Genomic DNA, 20,069 nt, shown 5'->3' with positions numbered 1-20,069 from the left:
TGTCTGCCCCTCGATCGCGGTTTTTTCATTTTTATGACGCAGGTCACTCTTCTTGTGTGTGCCAGACGAGAATATTTCTTTTATGCATTAATTCGTTTATGCTAGCTGAAGCGTTTCAGTTGTTGTGCTGACGGCGTTTCTCCAGGGGTTCTCTGGTGTCTAAGAAGGGTATATCCTATGCGCTGGGTAACCCTGCCACGACACAAGGAATCACAAGGAACGCCATGACGATTCGTATTGCGATAAACGGTTTTGGCCGCATCGGCCGCAGTGTTTTACGTGCGCTGTATGAATCGGGCCGCCGAGCCGAGATTACGGTTGTGGCGATTAATGAGCTGGCGAGCGCGGAAGGTATGGCGCATTTGCTCAAGTATGACTCCAGCCACGGCCGTTTTTCGTGGGATGTGCGTCAGGAGTGCGACCAGCTTTATGTCGGTGATGACTGTATTCGTCTGTTGCATCAGGCAGAGATTCAGTCTTTGCCCTGGCGAGAACTCGGTGTCGATATCGTGCTGGATTGCAGCGGCGTCTACGGTAGCCGAGAAGATGGAGAAGCCCATCTGGCGGCAGGTGCAAAGAAAGTGCTGTTTTCTCATCCGGGAACGACGGATCTGGATGCCACGGTGGTGTTTGGCGTCAATCACCACCAGTTGGAAAGCGGGCACTGCATTGTTTCCAATGCATCTTGTACGACTAACTGCATTATCCCGGTCATCAAACTGCTGGATGATGCGTTTGGTATCGAGAATGGGACGGTGACGACGATTCACTCGTCGATGAACGATCAACCGGTGATCGATGCTTATCATCACGATCTGCGGCGTACACGAGCCGCCAGCCAGTCGATCATTCCGGTAGATACTAAACTGTCTGCGGGGATCACCCGTATTTTTCCGCAGTTTGTCGATCGTTTTGAGGCGATCTCGGTGCGTGTACCGACGATTAACGTCACGGCAATTGACCTGAGTGTTAGCGTCAGGAAAGCCGTAAATGTGAATGAAATTAACGCACTATTGCAAAAATCAGCGCATGAGTCGTTTCGTGGTATAGTTGATTACACTGAATTGCCGTTAGTGTCGGCTGATTTTAACCACGATCCGCACAGTGCCATTGTCGACGGCACGCAGACACGGGTCAGTGGTCAGCATCTGATTAAAACATTGGTCTGGTGCGATAACGAATGGGGCTTTGCCAACCGGATGTTGGATACAACACGGGCGATGGCGGCCAGCGGTTTCTAGTACGACGGTGGCGATCTGGGGTCGCTATCTCGCTCAAGCAACTTTAAAAGAGAATCAACAAGAGGATTCACCATGTCTGTAATTAAGATGACCGATCTGGATCTGGCTGGTAAACGTGTTCTTATTCGTGCGGATCTGAACGTACCAGTAAAGGAAGGGAAAGTGACGTCTGATGCGCGCATCCGTGCCTCTCTGCCGACCATCGAAATCGCCCTGAAACAAGGCGCTCGCGTTATGGTCACTTCCCACCTGGGACGCCCGACCGAAGGCGAGTACAACGAAGAATTTTCTCTGCTGCCTGTCGTTGACTACCTGAAAGAAAAACTGTCTTCTCCTGTGCGTCTGGCGAAAGATTACCTGGACGGTGTTGATGTCGCCGAAGGTGAGCTGGTTGTACTGGAAAACGTCCGCTTTAACAAAGGCGAGAAGAAAGACGACGAAGTCCTGTCCCAAAAATACGCGGCGCTGTGTGATGTGTTCGTAATGGATGCATTCGGTACGGCACACCGTGCGCAGGCTTCAACCCACGGCGTGGGTAAATTTGCCCCTATCGCCTGTGCGGGCCCGCTGCTGTCTGGTGAGCTGGAAGCACTGGGTAAAGCCTTGAGCGAGCCAGCTCGTCCGATGGTCGCTATCGTTGGTGGTTCTAAAGTCTCCACCAAGCTGACCGTACTGGATTCCCTGTCTAAAATCGCCGATCAACTGATCGTCGGTGGCGGTATCGCTAACACCTTCGTTGCTGCACAAGGCCACAACGTGGGTAAATCCCTGTACGAAGCTGACCTGATTTCTGAAGCGAAAAAGCTGCTGGAAACCTGTGATATTCCTGTACCGAGCGATGTGCGTGTTGCGTCAGAATTCTCTGAAACTGCAACGGCAACGCTGAAGTCAGTTACGGCAATTAAAGACGAAGAGCAGATTCTGGATCTGGGTGATGTGTCTGCTGAGCGTCTGGCTGAAATTCTGAAGAATGCCAAGACCATCCTGTGGAATGGCCCGGTTGGCGTCTTCGAGTTCCCTAATTTCCGTAAAGGAACTGAGACCATCGCCCGTGCTATCGCAGATAGCGATGCGTTCTCTATCGCAGGTGGCGGCGATACTCTGGCTGCGATCGATCTGTTTGGTATTGCAGATAAAATCTCCTACATTTCTACTGGTGGCGGCGCATTCCTCGAATTTGTCGAAGGGAAAAAACTGCCAGCAGTGGTTATGCTGGAAGAACGCGCCAAGCAATAATTTAAGGTAAGGGGCGCTTTTCCTCTTTCCTGTGGTTGTCTCGATATGTGATGTTCGCAATATCGTGTCGAGACAACCTGTCGATTTAACATCGATTTCTCTAACCCCTCCACGGCCAACGAAACGGGACACGTAACATGTCTAAAATTTTTGATTTCGTAAAACCCGGTGTCATCACTGGTGATGACGTTCAGAAAGTTTTCGCAGTAGCAAAAGAAAACAAATTCGCCTTGCCAGCAGTGAACTGTGTCGGTAGCGACTCAATCAATGCTGTGCTGGAAGCCGCAGCCAAAGTGCGCGCGCCAGTTATCGTTCAGTTCTCTAACGGCGGTGCAGCATTTATCGCCGGTAAAGGCCTGAAAGCAGAAGGTCAGCAGGCGGCAATTTTGGGTGCGATTTCTGGCGCTCATCATGTGCATCAAATGGCTGAACACTATGGCGTGCCAGTAATCCTGCACACCGACCACTGTGCGAAGAAATTGCTGCCGTGGATCGATGGCCTGCTGGATGCGGGTGAAAAACACTTTGCTGCGACTGGCAAACCGCTGTTCTCTTCTCACATGATCGACCTGTCTGAAGAGTCTCTGGAAGAGAACATCGAGATCTGCTCTAAGTATTTGGCGCGTATGGCCAAAATCGATATGACCCTGGAAATCGAACTGGGTTGTACTGGTGGTGAAGAAGACGGTGTGGATAACAGCCACATGGATGCTTCTGCTCTGTACACCCAGCCAGAAGACGTTGACTACGCGTACACCAAACTGAACGCGATCAGCCCACGTTTCACTATCGCTGCTTCTTTCGGTAACGTGCATGGCGTATACAAGCCAGGTAACGTGAAACTGACCCCGACCATCCTGCGTGATTCTCAGGAATATGTTTCTAAGAAACATAACCTGCCGCACAACAGCCTGGACTTCGTATTCCACGGCGGTTCTGGTTCCAGCGCTCAGGAAATCAAAGATTCCGTTAGCTACGGCGTAGTGAAAATGAACATCGATACCGATACCCAGTGGGCAACGTGGGAAGGTATCCTGAAATACTACAAAGAAAACGAAGCGTATCTGCAAGGCCAATTGGGTAACCCGAAAGGCGAAGATCAGCCGAACAAGAAATACTATGACCCACGTGTGTGGCTGCGTGCCTCACAGGCAAGCATGGTGACTCGTCTTGAACAAGCGTTCAAAGAGCTTAATGCTGTTGACGTGCTGTAAGTCAGACGACGTAAACATGATTTGATGCTAAGGCTCCTACGGGAGCCTTAATTTTTTGGGGCTTTTGGGACTCAATGTTGCGGTTTCAGTTAGGGACGTTATGCTGTCCCAGTGATTAAAAAACAGGAGCGTTCAAATGGAAGAACTTAATACGGGGTTGGATCAGGCAGGGGACTGGTTGGTGACACACCAGAACTTGTTTTTGCAGTATGCCGTGAATATCGTCGCAGCATTAGTGATCCTCATCGTTGGTCTGGTGATCGCTCGGATCGTTTCCGGCACCATCAATAAACTGATGATTAACCGTTCTATCGATTCAACCGTGGCCGATTTCCTGTCTGCGCTGGTGCGCTATGGCATTATCGCGTTCACGCTGATTGCGGTATTGAGTCGGGTTGGCGTACAGACGGCATCGGTGATTGCTGTACTGGGTGCCGCGGGCTTGGCTGTCGGTCTGGCATTACAGGGGTCGTTAGCCAACTTTGCAGCGGGCGTCTTACTAGTGATTTTCCGGCCTTTCCGTACCGGCGAATGGGTGGATTTGGGCGGCGTGTCCGGTTCGGTCACGCAGGTACAGATCTTCTCGACGACGCTGCGCACGTCTGACGGCAAAATCATCGTCGTACCGAATGGCAAAATCATTGCTGGCAATATCATCAACAGCTCGCGTGAACCGGATCGCCGTACCGAAATTATTGTTGGCGTAGCCTATGATGCCGATATTGACGTGGTGAAAAAGCTGCTGGGCGATATTGTCGCGGCGGATGAGCGCATCCAGCACGACAAGGGCGTCACGATCCGCCTGAATGAAATGGCGGCATCCTCGCTGAATTTTGTGGTGTGGGTGTGGACAACCAACGGTAACGCGCAGGCGGTGTATTGGGATCTGCTGGAAAGCTTTAAACGCGTGCTGGATGAGCACCGTATTGCTATTCCTTATCCGCAGATGGATGTGCACCTGCATAACGACGTAAACGCCCCCTCTGCGTAGCTTAGCGCCCAGTGAAACAGCCCGCGTAAACCCGCTGGCATGATCTACCAGACATGCACCATGCCGATAAAGACATGGTGCATCGTCAGAAATTATCTTCTCGTCTGACACGGACTTCCTCTGCCTTCAGATCATTAGCTTAGCTAATGTAGCGTTAGAATATTCAATTTCACTTATCTAATCGGCTTCCATACACTCCCCGCGATAACAACAAACGGGGTAGGAGAGAAGTATGTGGGCGGTGTATTTACAGGGCGTTCTGTTGGGGGCGGCGATGATTTTGCCTCTGGGGCCGCAGAATGCGTTTGTGATGAATCAGGGAATTCGTCGGCAGTATCACCTGATGGTGGCGCTGTTATGTGCCTTGAGCGATATGGTGCTGATTGCCGCCGGTATTTTTGGCGGTAGCGCGTTGCTGAGTCAGTCTTCACTGCTGTTGGGGGCGGTGACGTGGGGCGGCGTTGCGTTTCTGCTCTGGTTTGGCTGGGGAGCGATGAAAACGGCCTTCAGCAAAAATATTGCCCTCGCCAGTGCCGAAGTGATGAAACAAAGCCGCTGGCGCATTATTGCCACCATGTTGGCGGTGACCTGGCTGAATCCGCATGTCTATCTGGATACTTTTGTGGTGCTAGGGAGTCTGGGGAGCCAGTTTGCGGACGATGCCCGAAGCTGGTTTGCGCTGGGTACGATAACGGCTTCTTTCACCTGGTTCTTTGCGCTGGCGCTATTGGCCTCCTGGCTGGCGCCGTGGCTGAATACGCCGCGGGTACAGCGGGTCATCAACTTTTTTGTCGGCGTAGTGATGTGGGGCATTGCCTTGCAGCTGGCGCGTCACGGTTGGCAATGATGGTTGGAAATAAATAACCTCACCTTACGCTGTGTTTCAGAAATTCACCTATATTGTGTGGAGTTGGTAATGCGTTATGTTGGTCGGTAAAGCAATCCGTCTTGTCTCTTTCATTCTGGAAGATACCGTGTTGGCACAAATAATCTGCCTGCGGCATGCGTGACGAAACATAAGTAAGGAGAGAGTGTGAAGCGAGGTATGATGAAGCTCAATGCACTGGCGCTGGCCGCCGCAGTAGGACTTGGCGGTGTGTCGATAGCCGCACAGGCTGCGGAATTGCCGGATGGCCCGCATATCGTGACGTCAGGGACATCCAGCGTAGATGCGACACCGGATATCGCGCGTCTGGCGATTGAAGTGAGCGTGTCGTCGAAGGATGCGGCGGAAGCGAAAAAGCAGGTCGATGCCCGCGTTGCACAATATTTTGATTTTCTGGGTAAAAATGGCATTGAGAAAAAAGATATCAATGCCGCCAATTTACGTACGCAGCCAGAATATGACTATCTGAAAACAGGTGGCTCGGTGCTGAAAGGCTATCGTGCGGTGCGTCAGGTGGAAGTCACGCTGCGCCAGTTAGACAAACTGAACGAGCTGCTGGATGGGGCGCTGAAATCGGGGCTGAATGAGATTCGCACGGTAGAATTAGGCGTTGCTAACCCAGATACCTATCGTGATGAAGCGCGTAAGAAAGCCATCGAGCAGGCAACGAGTCAAGCGGAAGCGCTGGCGCAGGGCTTCAACGCCAAGCTGGGGCCGATCTACAGCGTTCGCTATCACGTTGCCAACTATCAGCCGATGCCAATGGCACGGATGTTCAAAACGGCAGATGCCGCGGTGCAAAGCGAAGCGGCACAAACCTATGAACAGCAAACCATTCACTTTGACGATCAGGTGGATGTCGTGTTTGAGCTACAGCGTACGCAGTAACGCTCACGCTAAAATACGGTTGCGTAAACCATTGATGATACCAACAGGCCTGCTCAGACAGGCCTGTTATTTTTTACTCTCTATTTTTTGTACTTTCTCAGTACGTTATGACTGCCGCAGTACCTGATGACCGTGCGAGAGCAGGGCATCCGTCACTTTCCTCATCATCCGGCTTTCCGGCGCGAAGCGGTGCCAGTAGAGCATCCTGCGCTGAAACAGCCCCGGCGTCAGGTCGATTAACTCGTTATTGGCAAGTTCTCTTTCGATTTGCAGATGTGGGATCATGCAGCAGGTTGTGCCTTGACGCGCTAGCTGTACAAACGCTTCCGACGAATTCACGATGTGACAGGGAACGCTGCCGGGCGACAAATCAAAATTCTGCTGTAAAAAAGCCTGATGCATATCATCCAGATGGTCGAAGGCGACTGCGGGCGCGCGCAGCAGCGCCGAGCGCGTCACACCATTGGGGAAATAGCGGGCGGCAAAGGTCGGCGACGCGACAAACAGATAGTCCAGAGCACCCAGTTTATCCACCAGACAGCTTGGCAGCGGCTGAGACTGAATACTCACCGCACCGACCACTTCACCCCGGCGCAGCCTTTCCTGCGTGCGCGTTTCATCTTCTACCTGCAAATTAAGACGAATCGGTGAATCGACCAGCACGGGTTGTAACGCAGGCAGCAGCCAGGTTGCGAGACTGTCGGCGTTCACGGCCAGCGACAGCAGCAGCGGGATATCGCTGTTGGTTTCATTGCCCAGCCACTCTTCTTCCAGCAACTCGACCTGATGAAGCAGAGCCAGCAGTTTCTGCCCTTGTTCTGTAGGACGAGGCGGAATGGTTCTGACTAATAGCGGCTGGCCGAACAGGTTTTCCAGCTGTTTGATACGCTGCGAAACGGCAGATTGGGTAATACACAATTTTTGGGCAGCGCGTTCAAAACCACGCTCGCGGATGACGGCATCCAGAGCCTGAAGCGTTCGATAGTCCGGGCGTTTCATGAAAGTCAAAATCCTCTGAATGAGTCTGTTTTTTTTCACTATGCCACATTTTGTAGATTTGCCATGCAGAAATCTTATTTTGGCTGTTATGCGCAATCACGATTCAGCACGGTATGTGTGAAAGGGGGCGCATGAAATAATGCATCGGCAGTGAAGTGAATTTGCACGCTTTCCCCAACGTGCATGTTCTATAATACGCACACGTTTTCGTATATCGATTCTACAGGCCAGAAGCAGATTATGACGCAAGATGAACTGAAAAAAGCAGTGGGATGGGCAGCGCTCGACTACGTTCGCCCCGACACCATTGTGGGAGTAGGAACTGGATCGACGGCAGCACACTTTATTGATGCGCTGGGTTCGATAAAACATCAAATCAAAGGCGCGGTTTCCAGCTCGGATGCCTCAACGGAAAAGTTGAAAAGTCTGGGTATTCCCGTTTTTGACGCCAATGATGTGGATTCGCTGGATGTCTACGTGGATGGCGCGGATGAGATCAACGGCCACATGCAGATGATCAAAGGCGGTGGTGCAGCACTGACCCGCGAGAAAATCATTTCGGCAATGTCACGCCAGTTCATCTGCATTGTCGATGCATCCAAACAGGTTGATGTGCTGGGCAAATTTCCTCTGCCGGTTGAAGTTATCCCGATGGCGCGGTCTTACGTGGCGCGTGAACTGGCGAAGCTGGGCGGGCAGCCCGTCTATCGTCAGGGCGTACTGACGGATAACGGCAACGTCATTCTGGATGTGCACAACCTGAATATCATGGATGCGGTCGCGGTAGAAAACCACATTAATGGTATCCCAGGCGTCGTAACCGTTGGGCTGTTTGCCAATCGCGGTGCAGATGTCGCGTTAGTCGGTACGGCTGAGGGTGTAAAAACCGTCGTTAAATGAGTGCGCGATCGTTCTGGCGTGGTGAACCCCCACGTCAGAAATTTTTTAGCTAAAAAAATCCATTTAGTTAACGGCTCATTTTTGGTACTTAATATCACATTTTCTTATTTTATTTATCGTCGATATGGCGATGCACATCTTTGGCAATATTTTTTGCCATAAATCAGGCGCGCTCCTCAGTAGCGCGATTTGGGCGAAGCAATCGTTTGTATTGCTGACTGCGTAATTTTTGTTATGTTGGCAGAAGCTATTGAGCACTCTGTCACATTTGAAGTCTGAAAATAAGGTCGGGAAATGGCAAAGGTATCATTGGAAAAAGACAAGATTAAGTTTCTGTTAGTGGAAGGCGTGCATCAGAGCGCGCTGGATAACCTGCGTGCAGCGGGTTACACCAACATCGAGTTCCATAAAGGTGCACTGGATCCTGAGGCGCTGAAAGCCTCGATCCGCGATGCGCATTTTGTGGGTATCCGCTCGCGTACCCATCTGACAGAAGAGATTTTTGCTGCTGCGGAAAAACTGATCGCGGTAGGGTGTTTCTGTATCGGGACTAATCAGGTTGAGCTGTCGGCAGCGACCAAGCGTGGTATCCCGGTATTTAACGCACCTTTTTCCAATACCCGATCCGTGGCAGAAATGGTGATCGGCGAGATGCTGCTGATGCTGCGCGGTATTCCGGCGGCTAACGCGAAAGCGCACCGTGGTATCTGGCATAAGCTGGCTGTGGGCTCGTTTGAAGCGCGCGGTAAAAAACTGGGGATCATCGGCTACGGTCATATCGGTACCCAACTAGGGATTCTGGCTGAAAGCCTGGGAATGCACGTTTACTTCTATGATATCGAAAGTAAATTGCCGCTGGGTAATGCTCAGCAGGTGCGCCACCTGTCCGACCTGCTGAATATGAGCGACGTGGTGAGCCTGCACGTGCCGGAAAATGACAGCACGCAGAATATGATGGGTGCAGAAGAGCTGGCGCTGATGAAGCCGGGCTCCATTCTGATTAACGCCGCTCGCGGTACGGTAGTGGATATTCCTGCACTGTGCGACGCGCTGAGCAGCAAGCATCTGTCCGGTGCGGCGATTGACGTATTCCCACAGGAACCCGCAACTAACAGCGATCCATTCCTGTCACCGCTGTGCGAGTTTGACAACGTGCTGCTGACGCCGCATATCGGTGGTTCCACGCAGGAAGCGCAGGAAAATATCGGTGATGAAGTCGCTGGAAAATTGGCAAAATATTCAGACAACGGTTCTACGCTGTCTGCGGTGAATTTCCCTGAAGTGTCGCTGCCTGTTCATGGCGCACGCGCCAGCCGCCTGCTGCACATCCATGAAAATCGTCCTGGCATGATTACCAAAATTAACCAGATCTTTGCTGAGCAGGGCATTAACATCGCCGCGCAGTATCTGCAAACGACACCTGAAATTGGTTATGTGGTCATTGATGTCGAAACTGACGGTGCGCAAAGGGCTGACGGTTCCCCATAAATAAAGACAGGCATAGAAGGTTGTGATCTACTTAGTGTTCCACCAAAAAGTAAGGTCACGCCTCTATGCCTGCTTCACAAGTTTGCCATAAATTTTTTAGCCAGTCCCTGAACTCACTTCATCAGTACCGTAAAAATGCTCTGCTCGATATGACCGTCGCACTGACGCGTGGCGCATCGCTCTCTCTTACCAGCATCGGCAGGTATCTGCCTGGACCGGCACGGGTTAAGCACAAGATTAAGCGTGTTGACCGGCATCTCAACAGTGACCTGATGTTTAGCGATGTCCCCGCTGTTTATCAGAAGCTTGTATCCCGCCTCACCAGCAGCCTTTCATTATGCGTTATTGCTGTGGACTGGAGCGGCTATCCGTCATCGGAGCTCAGCGTTTTGCGGGCAAGTCTACTGTGCGATGGAAGAGCTATCCCGCTGATGAGTAAAGTCATTTCCTCTCAATACCAGAACAACGCTACCGTTCAGAACGACTTTCTCGATCAGATGGCTGCCGCCATCGGCAAAGATAAGCAGGTCATTGTTGTGACTGATGCAGGCTTTCGCAGCAGTTGGTTTCACCACATTCGCTCTCTGGGCTGGCATTTTGTCGGACGTGTCAGAGGTCGCCTTTACTTTCAGATAATCGGGGATGAGGAATGGAAAATGGCGCGGAATATTACGTCAAGAGCGAAGTCATGCTATCTGGGATTTGGGCGACTGGCACGCAACGCCAGCCGTGACTGCCTCGGACATTTCTATACCGTGCATAAGCGGGCAACGGGCAGGAAAGGCAACCAGTGCTTCCCTAAAACGGACAAGATGTATCGTAAAAGCGCGCGTGAACCGTGGCTGCTTTTTACCAGCCTGATGGGATATAAACCACGTGAGATAGTTAAAATTTACAGTCGCCGTATGCAGATAGAGCAGAATTTCAGGGATGAGAAAAGTGAGCGCTATGGATTGGGGCTTAGGGCAAGTAAAAGTCGGGGCGAAAAGCGAATATCAGTGCTTTGCCTGATAGCGACACTCTACAGCATCATCATGTGGCTGACGGGTTATTATCTTGAAAGCAAAGGAATAAATAGATGGTTTCAGGCGAACAGTGAGAAATCTCGGAGGGTGTTGTCGTATCTGACATTGAGTGAAAATGTCATCCGTCAATCACCGAGGATCCTGTCGGGGATGAACCCCGACAGGGTATACGACGATATGGCGAGAGCCTATCGAAACATCATCATGGTGTATTGATGATGTTTCTGGGGATCTCTCAGCCCGAAAGGGCAGCGCTTCGCTGGCGGTTCCCTGAAGTTTTCCTGCATCAACCAGCTGTGCGACTTCGTGCAAAATATTCCCCTGTTCCGCGATATCCGGCGTGGTGAACATGCTGCGGGTAAACATTAATTCCCAGTGCAGCGCCGCGCTTTTGAGTTTCAGTGCCGTTTGGTCGAGCGGATTTTTGTTTTCCACGATGGTGCAGATGTGTCCCATCGGCGCGATCAGTTTACTGATGGCATCCCAGTGGCCGTCCGTGTCGTTCAGGCAGAAAATATAGTCGACCTGTTTGAGCCCTTCTTTTTCCAGAGACTCGACCAGATTACGGTAATCCACGACCTTATGGGCACCGCGCTGGCGGCACCACTCTGCCGAGTCAGGCTGTGACGCAGTGGCGATGATATTTACCGAACTGCGCAATGCCGCCAGAGAAATCGCGAGAGACCCTACGCCGCCTGCACCGCCGATAATCAACAGCGTTTTGTCGCTGTCGGCCTGCTGTATTTTCAGATGCTCGAATAACCCTTCCCAGGCGGTCAACGCCGTGAGCGGCAGGGCGGCCGCTGCTGCCCAGTCCAGCGACACCGGCTTACGCGCTACGATACGTGAATCAATTAACTGATGGGTGGTGTTGCTGCCGGGGCGGGTGATATCGCCGGCGTACCAGACTTCATCGCCCACCTGAATGTTGTTAACCGCGCTGCCGATTTTCAGCACGACGCCGCTGGCATCCCAGCCGAGAATGCGGGGCTGCTGTAATCCATTCTGACGTAGCCCAGCATGAACCTTGGTATCCACGGGATTGACGGAAATAGCTTTTACGCCGACCAACAGATCGTATTCACCGGGCTCGGGAATGTCCTGCGTGATGGCAATGAAATTTTCTGGCTGTTGTGGATCAACGGCTATCGCATGAGCGGTCATGGTCTGTTCCTCATTATTTTCAGAATGTGGTCTGGTGAATAAAACCTATTTTTGCATAAGCCAAAGTGTAGAACACAGCGATAGGGCTGATAAGATGGACAATAAATAATGCAGTGTTCGTCTGGGGTGAACAATCATGTTTAAGCAATTGCAGGATATGGCGCTGTTTGCGCTGGTGGCCGAGTGTGGCAGCTTTACACAGGCGGCGCGAAAAGCCGGGCTGGCAAAATCCAGCCTGAGTCTGCGCATTAGCCAGCTTGAACAGCAGATTGGCCTGCGGTTGCTGAACCGAACCACACGCCAGCTCAATCTGACGTTTGCCGGTGAGCGCTACCTGATTCACTGTCAGGAGATGCTGCAAGCCAGCGAGCGTGCCGATCTCGCCATACAGCGCCTGCGTGATAATCCCAGTGGGCGGCTGCGCATCACTAGCCCGGCAGGATTAGGTTCTACGCTGCTGGCGCGGCTCACCGCTGAGTTTCAGCAGCAGTTTCCGGCGGTATCACTGGATGTGCTGATTTCAGACGATGTGATCGATCTGGTGCAGGAGGGCTTTGATGTCGCTTTTCGCACCGGTAAACCGCATGATTCTTCACTGATTGGGCGTTCGCTTGGGCAAACCCCGCGCTATTTGCTGGCATCGCCTGATTATCTGGCGCGGCACTCGGCATTACTTCATCCACAACAGCTCCAGCAACACCGCTGTATTGCGCATCATGCGTGGACGGAGTGGCTCTTGCATCGCGGTTCGGAACTCTATCGCTGGTTACTCCCTGATTCGCATATCACGGATAACCTGCTTTACGCCCGTGAGTGCGCGATTGCGGGGGCGGGGATTACGCTATTGCCAGATTTTCTCTGTCTGGATGAAGCTGTGTCTGGAAAACTGGTCAGGGTCTTGCCAGATTGGCAGGCGGAAGCCAACGAACTTTATCTGGTCTACCCCAGCCGCAAGCTGAATTCGCCCGCATTGGCATGTTTTATCGACTTTGTTTTACAGCATCGCGCGTTGGACGATTACTCAACGTTTTTGAAAAAGCAGTAGGGATTGTCGTAGCTATAATATTTTCGTTTCATTTTTGCGGGTATTTTTTAATTTTTATTGAAACGTGATTTCCATCAACTTATTTTAGGTACGTTTTAGATTGAAAATGCCGATAACAATCGTGGTTCCTTTTGACTTTTTTATGAAAGGTTTGTTCTGCGTGGCATTATTGTCACAGTGATATCTGGGCTCTGCCGCACCGCAATGGCAGAGATAATGTAGACCAGTGATGGTGAAAATGAGAATGCAACCGATGTCTGTTCAAAAAGAGAAGTTGAGTTACATCAACAATATACGTCTCGTTTCGTTATTTATTACTCTTTTTTCAATTATCCTGATTTTATTTGCGCTTTCTATTGGCACAGCGAGCTATTTCTTAAAACAAAGTAATGATTCATTGGATAAGGCGAATGAATTGTCTGATATCCGGGCTGGCATTAGCAGCAGTCTCGATCAACTGCGCGTTGCCAGATTACTGCTTATTCAGGCGGGTGCGGCAAACCGTATTAGCGATCACGAAGTATTTAAATCCGCTTCAGATCAGGCCGCTGGTCGAGTCAGAGCCTCACAGAAGCGTCTGGATGAATATATCGCGCGTCCAGACAAACTGGAGAGCGAAAACGCGCTGGATGACGAGATTCTTAAGGCGTATGCCAACTACCGTGATAACGGGATTCTGGCTATGCAGAAAGCGACAAACGACGGGGAATTTGAAGATACGATCACGTTGGAAAGTACGCTGGCCCGTCAGTTAGATGAAGCGTTTAGTGTTCCAGTACGCAAGAAAGTGAATGAACTCACGCAAGCTGCGCAGGATATTAATCTGCGGGCAGAACAGAATGCCCAGCTGGGTTACTGGATGATGGCGGGCTCGTTTGTCTTGTCTATCATTATGGCGATCATGGCCTACATCATGGTGCGCAATGTGATTCTCGCGCCGGTCAACAGGCTGGTTGATCGTATCCAGAAGATCGCGGCGGGTGATTTGACGCAGCCGCCGATGGCGATGGGACGTAATGAAATCGGCATTCTGGGGACGAATATCCAGAACATGCAGGCGGAGCTGACGGATACGGTTACGATCGTGCGTGAAGGCGCGGATTCGATCTATCAAGGGTCGTCAGAAATTACGGCGGGTAACGTCGATCTCTCTTCGCGCACCGAGCAGCAGGCGGCCGCGCTGGAGGAAACCGCAGCGAGCATGGAACAGCTGACTGCGACGGTGAAACAGAACTCTGACAATGCCCATCATGCTAGCCAATTGGCGAAAAATGCCTCTGAAAAAGCGGAGAAGGGCGGACAGATCGTGAAGAACGTGGTGGATACCATGCAGGATATTGCTACCAGTTCACGTCGTATTTCCGAAATCACGTCCGTTATTAATAGCATCGCTTTCCAGACCAACATTCTGGCGCTGAACGCGGCGGTAGAAGCCGCGCGTGCGGGTGAACAAGGGCGTGGTTTTGCCGTGGTGGCGGGTGAAGTCCGTAGTCTGGCACAGCGCAGCGCACAGGCAGCGAAAGAGATCGAAGGGCTGATTGGTGAATCGAGCCGGTTGGTGGATACAGGATCTGGGCTTGTGTCTCAGGCGGGTACAACCATGGGCGAGATTGTCCGCGCGGTTGTCAGCGTGACCGACATCATGGGAGAGATTGCCTCCGCTTCTGACGAACAGAGCCGTGGTATCGGGCAGGTGAGTCAGGCCGTGTCTGAAATGGATAGCGCGACGCAGCAGAATGCGGCGCTGGTACAGGAAGCCTCGGCGGCGGCCGTTTCACTTGAAGAGCAGGCGGCACGTCTGACGCAGGCTGTCGCGGTATTCAAGCTGGCTGGCGTGGCTCAGAGACTGAAATCGTCCTTACCGAAGGCGGCACCGCAACCGCGCTTAGCGCCAGCGATGGCCCTCGCCGGAGCCAGCAGCAAAGGCAGCGAGAATCAAAACTGGGAAACGTTCTGATCGGGTAAGTGAGCTGTACTGGAAAGAAAAATGGCCCGCAATGCGGGCCATTTGTTTATCACGTTCGATGACGGCTTATTTAGCGATCTTCTTGTACTTGATGCGGTGTGGTTCCAACGCATCGGCACCCAGCGTACGCTTCTTGTACTCTTCGTATTCGGTAAAGTTACCTTCGAAGAATTCCACTTTACCTTCATCCTGATAATCCAGAATGTGTGTTGCGATACGGTCGAGGAACCAACGGTCATGCGAGATCACCATGGCACAGCCTGGGAATTCCAGCAGGGCGTTTTCCAGTGCGCGCAGGGTTTCGATATCCAGGTCGTTGGTCGGTTCATCGAGCAGCAGCACGTTGCCGCCTACCTGCAACAGCTTCGCCAGATGCAGACGGCCGCGTTCACCACCGGACAGCTCGCCAACGCGTTTGCCCTGATCAACCCCTTTGAAGTTGAAACGGCCAACGTAAGCGCGGCTTGGCATTTCGGTGTTGCCGATACGCATGATGTCCTGCCCGCCAGACACTTCTTCCCAGACGGTTTTGCTGTTATCCATTGCGTCACGGAACTGGTCAACTGACGCCAGTTTTACCGTTTCGCCCAGCTCAATCGAGCCGCCATCCGGCTGTTCCTGACCAGACATCATGCGGAACAGGGTCGATTTACCGGCACCGTTCGGGCCGATAATGCCGACAATCGCGCCTTTCGGTACGGAGAAGGAAAGCCCATCGATGAGCTGACGTTCGCCGTAAGACTTGCTGAGGTTGGTGACTTCCACCACTTTATCGCCGAGACGAGCACCTGGTGGAATAAACAGTTCGTTGGTTTCGTTACGCTTCTGGTATTCGGTGTTGTTCAACTCTTCAAAGCGTGCCAGACGTGCCTTACCTTTGGACTGACGGCCTTTCGCGCCTTGACGCACCCACTCCAGCTCTTTCTCAATGGATTTACGGCGTGCCGCTTCCTGAGAGGCTTCCTGTGCCAGACGCTGATCTTTCTGCTCCAGCCAGGAAGAGTAGTTGCCTTCCCACGGAATACCTTCGCCGCGGTCCAGCTCCAGAATCCAGCCTGCGACGTTATCGAGGAAGTAACGGTCGTGGGTAATCGCCACCACGGTGCCCTCGAAGTCGTGCAGGAAGCGTTCCAGCCAGGCGACAGATTCGGCATCCAGGTGGTTGGTTGGTTCGTCGAGCAGCAGCATGTCCGGCTTTTCCAGCAGCAGACGGCACAGTGCCACGCGGCGACGTTCACCCCCGGACAGGGTGGCGATTTTCGCATCCCACTCCGGCAAGCGCAGCGCATCGGCGGCACGCTCTAGCTGGTTGTCCAGATTATGGCCGTCGTGCGCCTGAATGACTTCTTCCAGTCGGCCTTGTTCGGCGGCCAATTTATCGAAGTCTGCATCCGGGTCGGCATACAGCGCATAGACTTCGTCAAGACGCTTCAGCGCGGTGACGACTTCAGACACCGCTTCTTCCACGGATTCACGTACGGTGTGCTCCGTGTTTAACTGCGGTTCCTGCGGCAAGTAGCCGATTTTGATTCCAGGTTGTGGGCGAGCTTCGCCCTCGATGTCCGTATCAATGCCAGCCATAATACGCAACAGCGTTGATTTACCGGCTCCGTTCAGACCCAGCACGCCGATTTTGGCACCGGGGAAAAAACTGAGGGAGATGTTTTTCAGAATGTGACGCTTCGGCGGTACGACCTTACCGACGCGATGCATGGTATAAACATATTGAGCCACGTTGCGACTTCGCCTCTCTCTTATCTCTATGATTTGTCACCATAAGCGGGTGACCATATGTAGCACTGTGTTACCTAATACTAAATCGCTGCTAAGGAAATACTCTGGCAGCGGATCGATTATTCTAAGCGCATTACTCTAAGTATGAAGTGTAGCGGTTTTCAGCCTGCGATCCCAGCTATCCGGCGATTTGCCATGGTCGATCTGAGACGTAGGCCCGCGTGATGAATTTCAGAATCGGTTTGCGGATCGGCATATCGTTGTCTGGCATGATGTGCCACACTGGATCTGCCCGATAGGATAGGGGTATCGATACGATGAAGGATGCCGATAGCAAGTTCGATAACGGATGAGGTTAATGCAGGTGATAAAAGCGGGTCATTGGTGGTACGCCGTTTCGGCGATATGTCTGGCTGGGGTTTCCGGCCATGCGCTGGCGGATTCTCTGGACGAACAGCGTCAGCGCTATCAGCAGGTTAAGCAAGCATGGGACAGCAACCAGATGGACACGGTCGCGCAGTTGATGCCGACGCTGCGCAGTTACCCACTTTATCCTTATCTTGAATACCGTTCGCTCACGCAGGACCTGAGTCAGGTCAGTGCGACGCAGGTGAAGCAGTTTATGGCAACGCACCCGACGTTGCCGCCTGCCCGTAACCTGACGACCAGCTTTGTGAATGAGCTGGCGCGTCGTCAGGACTGGATTGGGCTGCTGGCATTTAGCCCCCAGCCGCCGAAGCCGGTCAGCGCCCGCTGTAACTTTTATTACGCCCAGTGGGCAACCGGTCAGCGTCAGGGCGTGTGGGAAGCCACACGTGATATCTGGCTGACAGGGCGTTCGCTCCCTACCGTGTGCGATAAACTCTTCTCCGTCTGGCAGCAGGCCGGCGAACAGACGCCGCTGACGACGCTGGAACGCACGCGTCTGGCGATGGACGAAGGCAGCGGCAGTCTGGTGAGCTATCTCATCAAGCAGTTACCCGACGACTATAAAACGATGGGTGATGCGCTGTTGAAACTCCAGAACGATCCGAATTCGCTGGAGAGCTTCGCCCGTACCGTCGGGCCGACGGATTTTACGCGTAAAGTCACTCTCTCGGCCTTTACGCGCACGGCGCGTCAGGATACCGATAATGCCCGTTCGATGCTGCCAGTCATTGCCCGTTTGCAGAAAATGAGCGCGGCAGAACGTCAGGGGATGGAAGAAACCATTGCCTGGCGTTTGATGGGCAACGATGCCACGCCAGAACAGGCACAGTGGCGGGATGGCGTAGTGCGGCAGAGCACCTCGACGACTTTGCTGGAACGCCGCGTACGTATGGCGCTGGGTGCAGGCGATCGTCAGGGGCTGACGAGCTGGATGGCACGTTTACCGGCGGATGCCTTGCAGAAAGACGAATGGCGCTACTGGCGTGCGGTAGTGCTGTTGGATCAGGGTAAACGTCAGGAAGGCGAGACGCTATTACGCAGCCTGATGCAGGAACGCGGGTTCTACCCGATGGCAGCGGCGCAGAAACTGAACGAGCGCTATCCCATGACTATCATGGCGGCGGTGAAGCCGGATCCTTCTCTGTCTCAGCTACCGGAAATCACCCGCGTACGGGAGTTGATGTTCTGGCAGATGGATAATCTGGCGCGCAGCGAATGGGTCGGGCTGGTGGCGAATCGCAGCAAACCGCAGCAGGAAGCACTGGCTCGCTATGCGTTTGAGCAGCGCTGGGCGGATTTGAGCGTACAGGCGACGATTGTCGCGAAGCTGTGGGATCATCTGGAAGAGCGTTTCCCGCTGGCCTGGAACGATGAATTCCGCCGTGAAACGCAGGGGAAAGGCATCAGCCAGAGCTATGCGATGGCGATTGCTCGTCAGGAAAGCGCCTGGAACCCGAAAGCACGTTCCCCAGTTGGTGCATCGGGCCTGATGCAGTTGATGCCCGCGACGGCGCAGCATACGGCCAAAATGAGCAATATCACGTTCTATACGAACAGCAGCCAGTTGTTCGATCCCGAAACCAATATCCTGTTGGGAACGAGCTATCTGGAGTACGTGTACCAGACATTTGGGCGTAACCGCATTCTGTCTTCCGCGGCTTATAATGCCGGGCCGTCGCGTGTGAATACCTGGCTGAGGAACAGCGCTGGGCGCATCGATCCCGTTGCGTTTATCGAAAGTATTCCGTTCTCGGAAACACGGGGTTACGTGAAAAATGTGCTGGCGTATGACGTCTTCTATCGCTATTTCCTTAATCAACCAGCGAATGTGCTGACGGATGGGGAATGGCAGCGGCGTTATTGAGACGCGGCGTTGCGATCGTGGCCTGAAATTGTGTTATGCTGCCGTACTAGTTAAATAGTATGGCAGCCCGTTATGACTCCGTTATCGCTTATCGACCCGGCACTTTCTGAACAAGACAATGAGCATTGGTTACGCTTTGTCGCGTTATTGCAGCAGTCTATTGCGGAGGATCTTCACCTACCGCTGCTTCAACTCCTGATGACGCCGGATGAGCGTACAGCGTTAGGAACGCGGGTGCGAATTATACAGGAGCTAATGCGGGGTGAAATGAGCCAGCGTGAGCTGAAAAGCGAGTTAGGTGCGGGCATTGCGACGATTACGCGCGGTTCAAACAGTCTGAAAGCCGCGCCCCCCGCGTTAAAAAGCTGGCTGGAAGCGCAGTTGCTGTCGGCAGATAAGCCGTTGAGTGACGACGCGTAGCCGTTACGGTTTTGCTGCCTGAACGGGAATCTGATAGATCGGATTATGGAACGGCACCAGGGCCAGCAGCAACGCCTGATGGTACACACTGGTGCGTGACAATTTGCCGTCGGTGAAGACGCCGATGGCACCACCTTTATGTTTGATATTCTGAACGCCCGTCAAACGCTCCATTTCATCGCCTAATTCCCGCCCTTCACGGATACCATGTAATATACTTTCTGGAAGAACCAGGCTTGCAGAACGTGATTCGCCACGCAGGTGGGCGTTTTCGATCACCATCCAGGCGAAAGTCATGCTTTCTTCAATACCTGCTTCGACACCGACCCAAAAATCGGCTTCTGGTCGCACCTGACGTGCCATCATGACGCGGTTTCTGGCACCTGTACGGGTTTCGAGAGAGCCGAGAGGCTGGCGCGGGACGCCACTGTCGACGTCAACGCCTTCGATGCGGCAGTTTTCTGCACCAAAGACATCGGTGAATGCCAGAGTAATAGCCTTAATCTTTGCCGGGTTGGTAGTTGCAGCAACAACGTGATACATAACAGTTTCGTACCTTTAGTTAATTTGACGCAGTAT

At 52.7% G+C, this 20,069-nt stretch carries 17 protein-coding genes; 13 read left to right on the top strand and 4 right to left on the bottom strand.

The features are described 5' to 3' along the window. The first annotated feature begins 224 nt into the window (after window positions 1-224). From epd to HP572_RS16905, 6 genes are all read left to right on the top strand, one after another. Entirely contained in the window at window positions 225-1,241 is a 1,017-nt protein-coding gene (gene epd / locus HP572_RS16930; RefSeq protein ID WP_240583817.1) for an erythrose-4-phosphate dehydrogenase, read from the top strand. Window positions 1,242-1,313: 72 nt separating this feature from the next. After that, the gene (pgk, locus tag HP572_RS16925) at window positions 1,314-2,477 is read left to right on the top strand and encodes a phosphoglycerate kinase (RefSeq protein WP_205551816.1); all 1,164 of its coding nucleotides are present in this window, start codon (window positions 1,314-1,316) and stop codon (window positions 2,475-2,477) included. 137 nt (window positions 2,478-2,614) lie between these two features. Beyond that, window positions 2,615-3,691, top strand: coding sequence for a class II fructose-bisphosphate aldolase (gene fbaA, locus HP572_RS16920; protein ID WP_010300561.1), 1,077 nt, complete (start codon window positions 2,615-2,617; stop codon window positions 3,689-3,691). Window positions 3,692-3,827: 136 nt separating this feature from the next. Continuing rightward, window positions 3,828-4,682: a small-conductance mechanosensitive channel MscS gene (gene mscS / locus HP572_RS16915; RefSeq protein ID WP_205551814.1), complete on the top strand. Its 855-nt coding sequence runs from the start codon at window positions 3,828-3,830 to the stop codon at window positions 4,680-4,682. Window positions 4,683-4,914: 232 nt separating this feature from the next. After that, window positions 4,915-5,529: an arginine exporter ArgO gene (argO, locus tag HP572_RS16910; protein ID WP_205551811.1), complete on the top strand. Its 615-nt coding sequence runs from the start codon at window positions 4,915-4,917 to the stop codon at window positions 5,527-5,529. Between the two features lie 201 nt (window positions 5,530-5,730). Beyond that, a complete protein-coding gene (locus tag HP572_RS16905; protein ID WP_240585776.1) occupies window positions 5,731-6,456 on the top strand; it encodes an oxidative stress defense protein in 726 nt (241 codons plus the stop codon). Between the two features lie 105 nt (window positions 6,457-6,561). Here the strand turns inward: HP572_RS16905 and HP572_RS16900 are convergent, their stop codons facing one another. After that, complete coding sequence (locus HP572_RS16900; RefSeq protein ID WP_010300546.1) at window positions 6,562-7,455, bottom strand: LysR family transcriptional regulator ArgP; 894 nt, start codon at window positions 7,453-7,455, stop codon at window positions 6,562-6,564. A 240-nt stretch (window positions 7,456-7,695) separates the two neighbouring features. On the opposite strand from HP572_RS16900, the gene rpiA reads away from it, so the two are divergent. The 3 genes from rpiA to HP572_RS16885 all read left to right on the top strand — a co-directional run bounded on the left by rpiA (window position 7,696) and on the right by HP572_RS16885 (window position 11,084). Next, window positions 7,696-8,355 carry a ribose-5-phosphate isomerase RpiA gene (gene rpiA, locus HP572_RS16895; RefSeq protein ID WP_010681795.1) on the top strand — a complete coding sequence of 220 codons (660 nt, stop codon included), beginning with the start codon at window positions 7,696-7,698 and terminating at the stop codon, window positions 8,353-8,355. Window positions 8,356-8,649: 294 nt separating this feature from the next. Continuing rightward, a complete protein-coding gene (serA, locus tag HP572_RS16890) occupies window positions 8,650-9,843 on the top strand; it encodes a phosphoglycerate dehydrogenase (protein ID WP_240583816.1) in 1,194 nt (397 codons plus the stop codon). 65 nt (window positions 9,844-9,908) lie between these two features. Further along, window positions 9,909-11,084 carry an IS4 family transposase gene (locus tag HP572_RS16885; RefSeq protein WP_240583251.1) on the top strand — a complete coding sequence of 392 codons (1,176 nt, stop codon included), beginning with the start codon at window positions 9,909-9,911 and terminating at the stop codon, window positions 11,082-11,084. Here HP572_RS16885 and HP572_RS16880 read toward each other — a convergent pair. Then, on the bottom strand, window positions 10,998-12,032 hold the full coding sequence (locus tag HP572_RS16880) for a zinc-binding alcohol dehydrogenase family protein (protein WP_240583815.1): 1,035 nt from the start codon (window positions 12,030-12,032) through the stop codon (window positions 10,998-11,000). The two genes, HP572_RS16885 and HP572_RS16880, sit on opposite strands and share 87 nt — an antisense overlap. A 136-nt stretch (window positions 12,033-12,168) precedes the next feature. Between HP572_RS16880 and HP572_RS16875 the strand changes: the two genes are divergently transcribed. After that, window positions 12,169-13,077 (top strand): LysR family transcriptional regulator, encoded by a 909-nt coding sequence (locus HP572_RS16875; protein ID WP_240583814.1) that lies wholly within the window; start codon window positions 12,169-12,171, stop codon window positions 13,075-13,077. 253 nt (window positions 13,078-13,330) lie between these two features. Further along, window positions 13,331-15,034, top strand: coding sequence for a methyl-accepting chemotaxis protein (locus HP572_RS16870; protein WP_205551804.1), 1,704 nt, complete (start codon window positions 13,331-13,333; stop codon window positions 15,032-15,034). Between the two features lie 75 nt (window positions 15,035-15,109). Here HP572_RS16870 and ettA read toward each other — a convergent pair whose 3' ends face one another. Next, on the bottom strand, window positions 15,110-16,777 hold the full coding sequence (gene ettA / locus HP572_RS16865) for an energy-dependent translational throttle protein EttA (protein WP_010300532.1): 1,668 nt from the start codon (window positions 16,775-16,777) through the stop codon (window positions 15,110-15,112). A 358-nt stretch (window positions 16,778-17,135) separates the two neighbouring features. On the opposite strand from ettA, the gene sltY reads away from it, so the two are divergent. Beyond that, entirely contained in the window at window positions 17,136-19,070 is a 1,935-nt protein-coding gene (gene sltY / locus HP572_RS16860; protein WP_240583813.1) for a murein transglycosylase, read from the top strand. A 72-nt stretch (window positions 19,071-19,142) separates the two neighbouring features. Further along, a complete protein-coding gene (gene trpR / locus HP572_RS16855; RefSeq protein ID WP_205551800.1) occupies window positions 19,143-19,490 on the top strand; it encodes a trp operon repressor in 348 nt (115 codons plus the stop codon). Window positions 19,491-19,493: 3 nt separating this feature from the next. On the opposite strand, the gene yjjX is transcribed toward trpR, so the two are convergent. Further along, entirely contained in the window at window positions 19,494-20,033 is a 540-nt protein-coding gene (yjjX, locus tag HP572_RS16850) for an inosine/xanthosine triphosphatase (RefSeq protein WP_010300523.1), read from the bottom strand. Window positions 20,034-20,069: the final 36 nt, after the last annotated feature.

Origin of the sequence: Pectobacterium sp. PL64 (genome assembly GCF_022477975.1) — a bacterium.
Taxonomy (GTDB): Bacteria; Pseudomonadota; Gammaproteobacteria; order Enterobacterales; family Enterobacteriaceae; genus Pectobacterium; species Pectobacterium jejuense.
The sequence above is the reverse complement of the archived record's forward strand: the minus strand, read 5'-3'. Positions and strand labels throughout refer to the sequence as shown.